Consider the following 13,236-nt stretch of genomic DNA (forward strand, 5'->3'; position numbering starts at 1 on the left):
AAAGCCTCCTTGTTTTTTTAATAGCACCATTTTTTCAAAAATGCCCTTGTACGCTTTTTGCCAAACGCAATCAGCTCTTCCTTCCGTTCTTCTGTGAGGGTAAATTCTGTCGCAAAAACTTGATTAACAGGTAAAAAGATAATATTTTTTTCGTGACGTTTTGAAATATGTCTTGCATCGTGCGCATCTTTCATCGTCTCAAAAAGCGCACTGAATAAACCAACGGCATTTTTAATTTTATTCCGTTCTCTCTCTTCGTCCTTCGGACTCAGCTTCACACCAATTACCGGTCGTTTCTTCAAACTTTTATCATCATCAAATAAAAAAATTGGAAAGTTGCTTAACACTCCCCCGTCGACTATTAAACTGCTTGGAGTAGATTTTAATTTAACCGGCTCAAAAAAATATGGAATGCTGCAGCTCATCCGAACGGCTCTTGCTACAGAAAAACGATTCGGATCAATGTGATATTTAGGCAAATCATCTGGAAGAACAAGCATCGTACTGTTGGTCAAATCTGACGCAATAATACGCAGCGACTGATCAGGCAAATCAGCAAATGTACGAATTCCTCTGCTCCGCAACTTCTCAGCAATCCACTTTTCAAGCCTTTCTCCTTTATATAATCCCATTTTCCAATATAAAAACAGCCATTTTGTCAAGCTCGATGGTAAAAAGGACATTCTTTGATCTAGGAAAGAAGATAACTCAATTTCATTCATCATTTCAACAATTTCTTCACTTGTATAACCAGCTGCTACAAATGCACAAATAATGGAACCCGCACTCGTTCCCGCTAACCGCCGAAAAATAAAGCCTTTTTCTTCTAGAGCTTGTAACGCACCAATCAGTGCAAGCCCTTTAATACCGCCACCTGAAAATACTCCGTCGACGTACACAGCCTCTCCTCCAAACTACCTACTCTACATTTGTAGTCGACTCAGCAACAAGTTATGATAAAAAGAAAAAAAGCAGTGACGCTATTGGCCGCTGCTTTTTCCTTATAATTTTTGCTCTTCTTCATTTCGTTTTTGTACATTGCGAAGATCTTGAATACGGTTATGATTTTCTTCAAAGTATTGAACTAAGTCCCCAATTCGATCAATGGAATTCCAGCTTAAATGATGTTCAATTCCTTCTACGTCATCATAAATATTCTTCTCATCCACGCCAATGATTCGCAATAGCTGCTCTAAGAGCTCGTGGCGATAAACAAGACGTTTTCCAATCTTCTGTCCCTTAGCTGTTAAAACAAGGCCTCGATATTTTTCATAAATTAAGTACTCATCTTTGTCTAGTTTTTGAACCATCTTTGTTACAGATGAGGGGTGAACCGCCAATGCATCAGCAATATCAGACACTCGAGCGTATCCTTTATCTTCAATTAGCATATATATTTGTTCAATATAATCTTCCATACTCGGTGTAGGCATGAAATCTCCCCCAATTAATATTATGTATTGCTAATAATAAGTCATAAATGTCTGTTTCTTATAGTGATATCGTGTTCATGTTTGATAATCTATGTGAAAAAAACGTGTAAATAAAGCGATGTCATAAGATAAAACTGGATAAAAGACATTCAATTAAAATCATACTACAATGCTTATTCAAATACAAGAACCGTTCTCTCTCGCTTCTTATTTATGCCCCATTTTCATACATAATAAAAGCCGACTCACTTGAGTCAGCTTTTACTAGTCAATCATGATTAAAAATTAAAGGCCGCATTTCAGCTGTGCACCACAGTTTGTACATGTGTTGCATCCGCCCATTTCCTCTACCGTTCCTTGACGGCAAACCGGACACGTATTACCTACTTCAGAACCGATTGTTACATCAGTTGAACGAATTTCATTAATTGTATCAACTAACACAACGTGTGGTTTTGTTTCTTCTTTTGGCGCTTCAATTTCTTCATCAAATGTATTTTCTTCTGCTTTTAGCGTTAAGACTTGTGCATCACGGCTTCCGTCTACGTACACCGTACCGCCTTTTGCTCCGCCTTTATACAGACGCTCGTACACTTTTTGAACTTGCTCTACCGTGTAACCACGAGGAGCGTTTACTGTTTTACTAATTGAGCTATCAATCCAGCGCTGAATCACACATTGCACGTCCGCGTGAGCTTGTGGTGCAAGTTCCATAGCTGAAATGAACCATTCAGGAAGATTGTTTGGATCTGCTTCTGGATGCTGATCTAAATACTCTTGAACGATATCAGCTTTCACTTCAATAAACTTACCTAAACGACCGCTTCGGAAGTATGAGAATGAGAAATAAGGTTCAAGACCCGTTGATACTCCAACCATCGTTCCAGTACTGCCTGTTGGCGCTACTGTTAATAAATGAGAGTTTCGGATACCGTGCTCTTTAATGTTTTCACGAATATCTTCAGGCATTTTTTTCATGAAGCCTGTATTTGTGAATGCTTCACGTAAAGAAGCCGTTTCAGCATCTGTTTCGCCCACTAAGAACGGGAAGCTTCCTTTTTCTTTTCCAAGCTCTACAGACGCGCGGTAAGCCGTCGTGGCAATTGTTTCAAACACTTTATCTACTAACTCATTGCCTTTGTCAGAGCCGTATTCTGTTTCACAATAAATAAGAAGATCGTGAAGACCCATTACACCAAGACCAACGCGGCGTTCGCCAAGCGCTTGCTTTTGGTTTTCTTCTAAGAAATAAGGAGTTGCATCAATAACGTTATCTTGCATTCTAACGCCCGTTTCAACCGTTTGACGTAGCTTTTCAAAGTTAACTGTTTTTGTTTCTTTATCTGCCATTTGCGCTAAGTTAACAGCAGCTAAGTTACAAACAGAGAATGGTGCAAGTGGTTGTTCACCACATGGATTCGTTGCAACAACGTGCTGACCATATGCTTGAGCATTTGTCATGTCATTGGCATTGTCGAAGAAGAAAATGCCTGGTTCAGCTGAGTACGTTGCACAAATATTAATTAAGTTCCATAGCTCTTTTGCACGGATAGTACGGTACGTACGAACTTTGTTTCCTTGTTTTGCCCACTCGCGCACGTCGCCTACTTCGTGCCAGTTTTCATTGTAGTTAGCCATTTCTTCTTTTGAATAGCTTTCTACGTCTGGGAAGCGAAGTTCGTATTCACCGTCGTTTTCAACAGCATCCATAAAATCTTTTGTTAAGCATACAGAAATGTTTGCTCCTGTTAAAAACTCTGAGTTATGAACGCTGTACGTTCCGCCAGTTTGCAGCTTTTCTTCTGCATCTTTAATGATTTTTTCATTAAATCCACCAAGACCAGGAATTTGTTTATAGTTAATGATTCCTTGGTACATTGCTTCTTCAGACTCTGTTAGCGGCGTGAACTTCAATTTATCTTGCGCGTGCTTTTTAATCATTTCGTCATTTGTGTTTTCAATTAAGAAACGTAAAATGCGAGGGTTTTGCATTTTAGAAATAATAAACTCTACAATGTCAGGATGCCAGTCGGCAAGCATGATCATTTGAGCCCCACGACGTGACCCACCTTGCTCAACAAGATGCGTCAGTTTAGCAATATCATCTAACCATGAAACCGAACCAGATGATTTGCCGTTTACACCGCGAGCCAGCGTGTTGCGCGGGCGAAGAGTTGAACCATTCGTTCCAACACCGCCTCCACGGCTCATGATTTCCATTACTTGTTTGCGGTGTTCTGAAATACCTTCACGTGAATCTTTCACATAAGGCATTACGTAACAGTTAAAGTAAGTTACGTCCGTGTCAGCACCTGCACCGTAAAGAACGCGACCAGCGGGTACAAAGTTTAGCTGAACAAGCTCTTGATAGAACTTTTCAAACCACTCTTTGCGCTTTTCTTCTGTTTTTTCCACAGAAGCTAAGCCTGTTGCATTACGTTTTGCAATTTGCTCGTAGAAGACTTCTAGAGGCTTTTCAATGACATCTAGCGAACGAGTAATTAACCCGTTTTCTGCTTCTTCAGGCGATAAAGCACCTCTAAACTCATCTTCTACCTTGACAACAGCGGTCTTTTGCTCAAAATTAATGCTTTCCACATAGCCAAGTCCTCGTGCTGGAAATTTTGGGTCTTCCTTTACAGTTAGAACAACAAAATCTCCTTCTGATAACGTTAATTTTTCCGTATCTTTAAACGCATAGCGGTCTAACATTACCAATCTTGAAACACCTTTATGAGTTAACTTCATATCCGGTGTAATCGGATGTACTTGCGGAAAGCGTTCAATATCTGAATTGAGCTTTTCAACATTCATATTCACTTTTTGATTTAACAAAACAGTCATTCTCACAACTCCTTACCTATCGAACATCTATAAATTTATTAACTCTATTTCCTTTTAAAGGAAATAGAGTTTTTCAATCAACTATCAATAACTTACCACACGGCTTGGACGAATTCAATATATAGTATTTGACACTTCTCCAAACATCTACATATAGAAGGGTGTCAAGTGAAATATTTTTTTTTTCGTAAAAAAAGTGTTTGACTTTTCTTCCCTATGTATTCTATTAGCCAAGCATTGTTTCTAAAAATCCCAATAAAAAGTGCAACTTATAAGAAGTTGCACTTTTATCTATTTACCATCCGCATTCGTTTAGCGCTTAAAGTTCCATTCATCCGATCCGTACTTTGTGCGCGCTAGTTCTTCTACATATGCTTCCTCTTCTTCAGACAGTGTATACGGTTCTAAATCGATATCAAGAGCAGAAGCAAATCCTTTATAAAACGCTTCTTTTGCTTCTTCGATAGAAATTTTGCGGCCCGCAATTGCATTGATCGCTACCGCTTTAGAACGAAATGCGCGCTGCATTCTTTCTTTCACGCGGTCATTTGGATAATTAAACACGCTGAATAATTTATCTTCATCAATCTCTAACAGAATAGAGCCGTGCTGTAGAATAACTCCTTTTTGTCTAGTTTGGGCACTTCCAGCAATTTTGCGGCCCTCTACAACAAGTTCATACCAAGAAGGAGCATCAAAGCACACGGACGAACGAGGGTTTTTTAAGCTATTTTTTTCTTCTTCTGAACGAGGAATAGCAAAATAAGCCTCGAGCCCTAACGAACGAAATCCTTCCAGTAAACCTTCAGAGATGACGCGATATGCCTCTGTAACTGTCTTAGGCATATTAGGATACTCTTCAGATACAATGACGCTGTAAGTAAGCTCTTCATCATGAAGCACGCCCCTGCCGCCCGTTGGACGTCTCACAAAGCCTAATCCTAATTCTTTTACTTTATCAAAGTTAATTTCTTTTTCAGCTTTTTGAAAATAACCGATCGACAGCGTTGGAGGGTTCCATCCGTAAAAACGAATCGTAGGTGGAATTTCCCCTTTACTATGCCATTCTAATAACGCTTCATCTAACGCCATATTGTAATAAGGCGAACGGTTGTTGGAATCAATAAATCTCCACTTTGCTTTCATCTACCTCATCCTCAGCTATATGTAATATAAAAATAAATCCGTTTTTTAGTCTACCAAAAGATTGAGCTAAGGAAAAGCAAAGAGCAACATAAAACTGCGAATTCAAATGTGGTAGTTTTTTCATTTTCGGGAAGAAATCCGCTAGATTCAAGGCAAAATCGCTTTACTTCTAATTTCATTCACTTATATAATAAGAGTATGGATTTTGTCGAAGAAAGGAAGAATCAGCATGTCAGCAATTACAGCAGTACTCATTTTACTTGGAGTAATCATCATATACTCTGTCGTTATGTTCTTTGTCCAACGTCGCATTATGAAAACGTTAACTGAAGAAGAATTCCGCAGCGGCTACCGCAAGGCACAGCTAGTTGATATTCGTGAACCGAATGAATTCGAAAACGGACATATTTTAGGCGCACGAAATATTCCTCTGTCACAGTTCCGTATGCGCATTAAAGAATTTCGTTCAGATCAGCCTGTCTACATCTATTGTCAAAGCGGAATGCGCACAGGACGCGCAGCACAAATGCTTCGTCGCCACGGTGTTAAAGAAATCTATGATTTAAAAGGCGGCTTCAAAATGTGGAACGGTAAAGTGAAAAAGAAAAAATAATGGTATGTATATAGAAAAACCTCGCCTTTGGGCGAGGTTTTTTGTTAGACGTTTTGAACAGCCTGTTCTTTCTGATAGCGAAGAACTGGTTTTCTCGCTGCCAGCGTTTCGTCAAGGCGCTTCACAACCGTTGTATGCGGAGCTTCCTGTACGAGTTCAGGCGTCTCTTCTGCTTCTTTTGCAATTTGAATCATCGCATCGATAAACGCATCTAGCGTTTCTTTCGACTCCGTTTCCGTTGGTTCGATCATCATGCACTCTTCTACGATAAGAGGAAAGTAGATAGTCGGCGGATGATAGCCAAAATCAAGCAGTCGTTTCGCGATATCCAATGTGCGCACGCCAAGCTTTTTCTGACGTTTTCCTGATAAAACAAATTCGTGCTTACAGTGACGGTCAAACGGCAGCTCATAGTGTTCTGCTAAACGACGCATCATATAGTTGGCATTTAGCACAGCGTTTTCCGTTACGGCTTTTAAGCCGTCTGGACCCATTGAACGAATATACGTATAAGCGCGAACGTTGATACCGAAGTTGCCGTAAAACGGCTTTACGCGTCCAATTGACTGAGGACGGTTATAGTCAAAGTGATAGCCTTGTTCTGTTTTCACAAGCACTGGTTTAGGCAGATACGGAATTAAATCTGCTTTTACCCCTACCGGACCAGAACCAGGACCGCCGCCTCCATGAGGACCTGTAAAGGTTTTATGAAGATTTAAATGAACAACGTCAAATCCCATATCTCCAGGACGAGCTTTGCTTAATACTGCGTTTAAATTTGCACCATCATAATAAAGTTTTCCACCTGCTGCGTGAACAATTTCAGCCATTTCTAAAATATCTTCTTCAAATAACCCTAGCGTATTTGGGTTTGTTAACATTAAAGCGGCTGTATCTTCTCCCACTACGCGGCGTAAATCCTCTAAGTCCACTAAACCATGTTCATTTGATTTTACCGTTACCGTTTCAAATCCCGCAACTGTTGCCGAAGCAGGGTTCGTTCCGTGAGCTGAGTCTGGAACAATGACTTTTGTTCGCTGCGTCTCACCATTTGCTTCATGATAGGCACGAATCATCATAAGCCCGGTCCACTCGCCATGAGCACCCGCTGCTGGCTGAAGTGTTACTTCATCCATTCCCGTAATTTCTGTTAAATGCTCTTGTAAATCATATAAAAGTTCGAGAGCACCTTGAACCGTTTGCTCATCTTGAAGCGGATGAATATGCGCTAACCCAGCAATGCGTGCTGCTTGTTCATTCACTTTTGGATTATATTTCATCGTACATGAACCAAGCGGATAAAACCCTGAGTCCACTCCGTGATTTCGTTTTGAAAGCGCGGTGTAATGACGCATAATATCGAGTTCTGATACTTCAGGAAGCTCAGGAGCTTCGGTACGGACATACGCTTTTCCAAGCAGCTCTTCAGCATTTACTTGCGGAACATCTAACTCCGGCAATGAATAGCCGATTCGCCCTTCTTTACTGCTTTCAAAAATAAGTGATTGATTTTGATTAAGCATGAAGATCCCCCAATTCATTTACAAGTTGGTCAATTTCCTCTTTTGTACGGAGTTCTGTAAAAGCAAGCAGCATGTGATTTTCAAGCGCTTGGTTATCACGGCTAAGATCATAACCGCCAATTATTTTTGATGCTAATAAATGATTGTTTGCTTCTGTTACCGAAACAGGAAGCTTCACGACTAATTCGTTAAAAAACGGTCCTTCAAATGCTACATTTACTCCTTTTGCCTTTAACGCTTCATATGCATAATGCGTTTTTGATAAGTTTTGCAGCGCCATTTCTTTTACACCTTGCTTGCCTAAAGCTGTCATGGCAACTGATGCCGCTAAAGCATTTAACGCTTGATTTGAACAAATGTTAGACGTCGCTTTATCACGGCGTATATGCTGCTCACGAGCTTGAAGGGTTAAAACAAACCCTCGCTTACCGTTTTCATCCACCGTTTGCCCTACTAATCGTCCTGGAATTTTCCGCATAAGCTTAGACGTAGTTGCAAAGTATCCGCAGTGCGGGCCTCCAAATTGACTTGGAATACCAAATGGCTGTGCATCTCCAATGACAATATCAGCTCCAAATTCTCCAGGAGGCGTAAGTAAACCTAATGATAAAGGATTGCTTGAAACCACAAACATACATTTTTCTTGATGAGTAATTTCTTCAATTTCTTTTAACGGCTCGATTTGTCCGTAGAAATTTGGATACTGGACAATAACAGCTGCCACGTCACTTCCCATCTCTTTTTCTAATGCAATCATATCTGTTACGCCGTCTGCTGCAGGGATTTCTACCACTTCAATATATTGACCCTTCGCATACGTTTTTAACACATCTTTTGACTCAGGGTGAACGGCCGCAGAGACAAGTACTTTTTTCTTTTTCGTTTGACCCGCACTGAGCATAGCGGCTTCTGCTAAAGCAGTTCCTCCGTCATACATAGAAGAATTGGCCACGTCCATCCCCGTTAACTCACAAATCATTGTTTGAAATTCAAAGATGGCCTGAAGTTCTCCTTGAGAAATTTCTGGCTGATACGGAGTATAGGCAGTATAAAATTCCGAACGAGAAATAACATGGTCAACAATAACCGGCATGTAATGATCATAAACTCCCGCTCCTAAAAAAGAAGAATATTCTTTCAAATGAGCATTTTTTGCAGCCATATTATTTAATTCTTTTAACAGCTGAGGCTCTGAAGCCGCTTTTTTAATATTGTATTCTCCTTGAAAACGAACGCGCTGCGGAATATCTGAAAATAAATCATCAACGGATGAAACACCAATTGCTGCTAACATTTGCTGCTGATCTTGTTCTGTCATTGGTAAATAGCGATGTAACATGTTAAATTCCTCCCCAAAGCTTACTTTGAACGTTTATAAAAAGGTGTTGAAACCACTTTTGCTTTTAAGCGTTTTTTCCGAACCTGCACTTCCACTTCTTGACCAAGCTCTGTATACTCTGCTGATAATAGCGCTAAACCGATGTTTTTCTTTAATGTCGGTGACTGTGTACCTGTTGTCACAAATCCAATTTGTTCTTCATCTGCAAATACTTCGTAACCGTGTCTTGGTATACCTTTATCAATCATTTCAATTCCTACCAGCTTACGAGGTGCCCCGCTTTCACGCTGTTCTTTTAACACTTCTTTTCCAATAAAGCTGTCTTTGTTCGTCTTTACTGCAAATCCAATTCGAGCTTCAATGGGCGTAATATCTTTTGAAAGCTCTTGGCCATATAAAGCCAAAGTAGCTTCAAAACGAAGCGTATCGCGAGCTCCTAGTCCGCAAGGCAACACACCGTCCTCACTTCCTGCTTCTAAAATAGCCGTCCACAAGTGAGAGGCGTCAGCTGAAGAACAATAAATTTCAAAACCATCTTCTCCGGTATATCCAGTACGTGAAACGAGAGCATTTACATTCGCTACTTCTACATCATCAGCAAATGTAAATGGCTTTAATGAAGCTAAATTTTCATTCGTTAACGTTTGTAAAACTTTTTCTGCTAAAGGACCTTGTAATGCTAGCTGCGCAGTTTCATCAGATTGATTAACGAGCGTTACATCTTTTTGCTTGTGAGACACAAGCCACTCATAGTCTTTTTGAATATTAGCAGCGTTTACGACCAGCAAATACTCTTGATCTGCTTTTTTGTAAATCAGCAAATCATCTACCGTGCCTCCGTCTTCATAACACATAGCCGTATACTGCGCTTTTCCATCTACAAGGGTAGAAACGTCATTTGTCATCGTATGCTGAAGAAAAGCTAAGCTATCAGCTCCTGTCACAAGAATTTCTCCCATATGAGAGACATCAAAAAGACCTGCCTTTGTACGTACAGCTTCATGCTCTTCTTTAATAGAAGAAAATTGAACGGGAAGAGCCCATCCTCCAAAATCAATTGTTTTGGCACCATATCTTTGATAGGTATCATAAAGCGGCGTTTTGTGTAATTCTGTTGTCATATTTATGTCCTCCTCTTTTTCACGTGAAACTTTTCATAACGGGGAGTTTTCAAATAGTGTGGGGATCACTATGTATCCAAACAAAAAAGGACAGAAAACCCCCTACTGTATTTAGTAGGAAGTCTCTGTCCTTTTCACCTGAAAGTTTACCTATAAACGAATAGGTTTGCCTCGTGGGTGGTCTATAAACGCATAGACACTCTCCAGAGCTGCGTCAAACAAGAGTCTTTTTGCCTGAGAGATTCACAATTTTATTGCTTGCTCCTTCGGCGCTACATTCAAGTAGTCTCTCCCCGTGTCGTCATTCGCTTCTATAAAGTTGGTAAAGTTGGGCATACTACTGAAAGATGTATCTATCTTTATTCACACAATCATTTGTAAAGTGCTAATCTATTTTCTTTTTCAAATTTTCTAAATATATTTTTATCCTACCTGATTCTTATCATTTGTTCAATAAAAATTTTTTACAAAGGAGCATTTTTATCATGAAAGTGAAATTAAACATCGATGAAACATGGGAAGCAGCCTTCTCAACTAAATTGGAGCAAGACGGCCCTTGGTCTGCATGGGATTTGTATAAACTTGCCTATGAAATAGAAGACCAAACGCTTATCTCAGAATTTGAAGGGCTACAAAGCCCAACACATCTAGCCGATTTAACGCCGCTTCCTCATCAGCTCGAAGTAGCCAAACAAGTAGTCGAAACAATGAATGGGAAAGCCATTTTAGCAGATGAAGTAGGACTAGGGAAAACGATTGAAGCAGGGTTAATTTTGAAGGAATATATGATTCGCGGGCTTGTTAAAAAAGTTCTCATTTTAGTTCCAGCTTCGCTTGTTTCACAGTGGGCTATGGAATTGAATCAAAAATTTTATATTCCCGCGGTCCCTCAAAGAAAATCATATGTGTGGGATCAGTGTGACATCGTTGTATCTTCAATTGATACAGCAAAACGTTCCCCTCATCGAGAAATTGTGCTAGAACAAGACTACGACCTCATCATCATTGATGAAGCTCATAAACTTAAAAACAACAAAACAAAAAACTATGAATTTGTTCAAAGCCTGAAAAAGAAATTTTGTCTGTTGCTAACCGCAACACCGATTCAAAATCGAATTGAAGAAATTTTCAACTTAGTCTCTCTTTTAAAGCCTGGCCATCTCGGCAATAAAGACTATTTCGAAGAATTATTTTCTGCTAAAAAACGATCTTTGCAAAACGATGAGCACTTAAAAGAGCTTGTTAACAAAGTTATGATTCGAAATCGCCGCCATGATACTGGTATCGAATGGACGAAGCGAATTGTTCAAACCATTCCTGTTGAATTTTCACCGAAAGAACGCGAGCTATACGATGCGATTACGTCTTTTAAAGGAAACGGACTGCACCCTTCAAGTGCTTTTTCAATTTTAACCCTGCAGCGAGAGGCCTGCAGCAGCCGTGAAGCGGTGTATATGACATTAAAAAACATGCTGGAACGTCAGGAAGATCAAAACAGCGCATTAACGGAACATATGATTACTCCGTTAATGCAACTACTTCAGCAAGTGCCGCAAAATGCAAAAGCAGAAAAAGTTCTGGAACTCGTTCAAAAAATTGATGACAAAGTTATTATTTTCACTGAGTACAGAGCAACTCAACTGTACTTACAGTGGTATTTAAAACAGCATGGAATTACCTCTGTACCGTTTAGAGGAGGATTTAAGCGAGGTAAAAAAGACTGGATGAAGCAGCTTTTTGAAAGCCACGCGCAAGTATTTATTGCCACTGAAGCGGGCGGAGAAGGAATCAACCTTCAGTTTTGTCATCATATTATTAACTATGATCTACCGTGGAATCCAATGCGTCTAGAACAGCGAATTGGAAGGGTACATCGTTTAGGTCAAAAACATGATGTTCACATTTACAATTTAGCGATTCAACATACGGTCGAAGAACATATTTTAAAATTGTTATACGAAAAAATAAACCTTTTTGAACGAGTTGTTGGAGAGTTAGATGATATTTTAACAAAGCTTGATTTAAAAAATATCGAAGAGCATATTCAAGATATTTTATTTCATTCACGGAGTGAAGGAGAAATAAAAATCAAAATGGAGAACTTGACGTCTATTATTCAATACGAAGACAGCGAGGAGGATCAGCATGCAGCAAACTGATATTCATCAATTTTTAAAGCGTTACTTTCTAGCTAATAATTGTTCTATTGTCACAGAAACACCATCTTATCTAAAGGTTCAATTAACAATCGAACTTGACAAAGAGTTGATGAATCGTCCATTTTATTGGCATTATGTTGAAAAGACAGGCGGAGAAGCAAATCCTGCTTCACTCACTTTCATTACAGATCCCGCGTTTGAAGACGATTCTGTTCAAGGAGAACGAATTCATTTTGGCTCACCTAGGCTGCATCAAATTTTCGCTTCTACTCAAAAGCTAGGCGGGTTTATTCATCTGTATGAACAAGTTTCATCAGCTCAACCAACAAATCAGCCTTTACACCCTTGGCTTGCGTTAAATATTAAAGTCTCATACAAATGCGACCGTAAAAAGGATGAGCTCTTGTCGCTTGGCATTAATTTAATTAACGGACAAATCGTTGAATCATTTCATGAATCAATCATTAATCAAAATTTATCATCTAAAATCTCGGACTATTGCTTTACTCTTTCACCTTTTATTAAGCCGAAAAGTGCGATTGCACGACTCACATCATACGTGACTGACTACGTTAAAACTCAACCGACTGAATGGGCAGAAAAAGCGCAGGAAAGATGGTACGAAGACTTAGCACTGCTTGATCATTTTTACGAAACAGCAGAAGAGCTGCCAGAAATATATATGACCGAAAAAACAGCGCTTCAAGAGCTGTACGAACCGACCATCTTATTTAAGTTTATAAACGGTGGCTTATTTTACATATCGCCCGAAACGATGTCACGTCAATTTAATAAAACACAAGTCGGTTAAAAAAAGATGAGCATATGATATGCTCATCTTTCTTTTTTCTTTCGGTACCACAGCATAAACGACAGCGGAATCATTCCAAACCATCTGTTCGCAAAAGGTGCTCGCTCTTCTTTTTTTTGAATCTTTTTCGTTTTCCTCTCTTCTTTTGGCTGATCCATATATTGTACAAATTGCTGAGTCATATATTTTACATAATCATTCGTTTTCATATAATCATCTCCTCAGCACTATTATATCCGGAGAGAAA

General features: G+C 39.5%; 11 protein-coding genes and 1 riboswitch. Of the genes, 3 read left to right on the forward strand and 8 right to left on the reverse strand.

The window, feature by feature from the left end:
• Positions 1 to 17 precede the first annotated feature (17 nt).
• The 4 genes from MKX72_RS22610 to MKX72_RS22625 all read right to left on the reverse strand — a co-directional run bounded on the left by MKX72_RS22610 (position 18) and on the right by MKX72_RS22625 (position 5,423).
• On the reverse strand, positions 18 to 899 hold the full coding sequence (locus tag MKX72_RS22610) for a patatin-like phospholipase family protein (RefSeq protein WP_028411603.1): 882 nt from the start codon (positions 897 to 899) through the stop codon (positions 18 to 20).
• A gap of 102 nt (positions 900 to 1,001) precedes the next feature.
• On the reverse strand, positions 1,002 to 1,433 hold the full coding sequence (gene mntR / locus MKX72_RS22615) for a transcriptional regulator MntR (RefSeq protein ID WP_013085004.1): 432 nt from the start codon (positions 1,431 to 1,433) through the stop codon (positions 1,002 to 1,004).
• A gap of 285 nt (positions 1,434 to 1,718) precedes the next feature.
• Positions 1,719 to 4,277 carry a vitamin B12-dependent ribonucleotide reductase gene (locus tag MKX72_RS22620; protein ID WP_034271024.1) on the reverse strand — a complete coding sequence of 853 codons (2,559 nt, stop codon included), beginning with the start codon at positions 4,275 to 4,277 and terminating at the stop codon, positions 1,719 to 1,721.
• Between the two features lie 312 nt (positions 4,278 to 4,589).
• The gene (locus MKX72_RS22625) at positions 4,590 to 5,423 is read right to left on the reverse strand and encodes a lipoate--protein ligase family protein (protein WP_013085005.1); all 834 of its coding nucleotides are present in this window, start codon (positions 5,421 to 5,423) and stop codon (positions 4,590 to 4,592) included.
• 229 nt (positions 5,424 to 5,652) lie between these two features.
• On the opposite strand from MKX72_RS22625, the gene MKX72_RS22630 reads away from it, so the two are divergent.
• Positions 5,653 to 6,036 carry a rhodanese-like domain-containing protein gene (locus tag MKX72_RS22630; RefSeq protein ID WP_014458235.1) on the forward strand — a complete coding sequence of 128 codons (384 nt, stop codon included), beginning with the start codon at positions 5,653 to 5,655 and terminating at the stop codon, positions 6,034 to 6,036.
• A gap of 44 nt (positions 6,037 to 6,080) precedes the next feature.
• Here MKX72_RS22630 and gcvPB read toward each other — a convergent pair whose 3' ends face one another.
• From gcvPB to gcvT, 3 genes are read right to left on the reverse strand one after another with little or no spacing between them, the layout of a single operon-like run.
• Positions 6,081 to 7,559, reverse strand: coding sequence for an aminomethyl-transferring glycine dehydrogenase subunit GcvPB (gene gcvPB, locus MKX72_RS22635; RefSeq protein WP_028411605.1), 1,479 nt, complete (start codon positions 7,557 to 7,559; stop codon positions 6,081 to 6,083).
• Entirely contained in the window at positions 7,552 to 8,898 is a 1,347-nt protein-coding gene (gcvPA, locus tag MKX72_RS22640; protein WP_033579704.1) for an aminomethyl-transferring glycine dehydrogenase subunit GcvPA, read from the reverse strand. Before gcvPA ends, gcvPB begins: the two co-directional genes overlap by 8 nt.
• 20 nt (positions 8,899 to 8,918) lie before the next feature.
• Positions 8,919 to 10,019 carry a glycine cleavage system aminomethyltransferase GcvT gene (gene gcvT / locus MKX72_RS22645; protein WP_098626961.1) on the reverse strand — a complete coding sequence of 367 codons (1,101 nt, stop codon included), beginning with the start codon at positions 10,017 to 10,019 and terminating at the stop codon, positions 8,919 to 8,921.
• 212 nt (positions 10,020 to 10,231) lie between these two features.
• Positions 10,232 to 10,324: riboswitch (glycine riboswitch) on the reverse strand.
• Between the two features lie 180 nt (positions 10,325 to 10,504).
• Between gcvT and MKX72_RS22650 the strand changes: the two genes are divergently transcribed.
• Both MKX72_RS22650 and MKX72_RS22655 read left to right on the forward strand, forming a co-directional pair.
• A complete protein-coding gene (locus MKX72_RS22650) occupies positions 10,505 to 12,178 on the forward strand; it encodes a DEAD/DEAH box helicase (protein WP_034271042.1) in 1,674 nt (557 codons plus the stop codon).
• Positions 12,165 to 12,989 carry a YqhG family protein gene (locus tag MKX72_RS22655; protein WP_034271046.1) on the forward strand — a complete coding sequence of 275 codons (825 nt, stop codon included), beginning with the start codon at positions 12,165 to 12,167 and terminating at the stop codon, positions 12,987 to 12,989. The genes MKX72_RS22650 and MKX72_RS22655 overlap by 14 nt, the downstream gene beginning before the upstream one ends.
• Positions 12,990 to 13,012: 23 nt before the next feature.
• Here MKX72_RS22655 and MKX72_RS22660 read toward each other — a convergent pair whose 3' ends face one another.
• A complete protein-coding gene (locus MKX72_RS22660) occupies positions 13,013 to 13,198 on the reverse strand; it encodes a YqzE family protein (RefSeq protein WP_013059170.1) in 186 nt (61 codons plus the stop codon).
• Positions 13,199 to 13,236 lie beyond the last annotated feature (38 nt).

It is taken from the genome of Priestia sp. FSL R5-0597 (genome assembly GCF_038006305.1).
Classification (GTDB): domain Bacteria; phylum Bacillota; class Bacilli; order Bacillales; family Bacillaceae_H; genus Priestia; species Priestia zanthoxyli.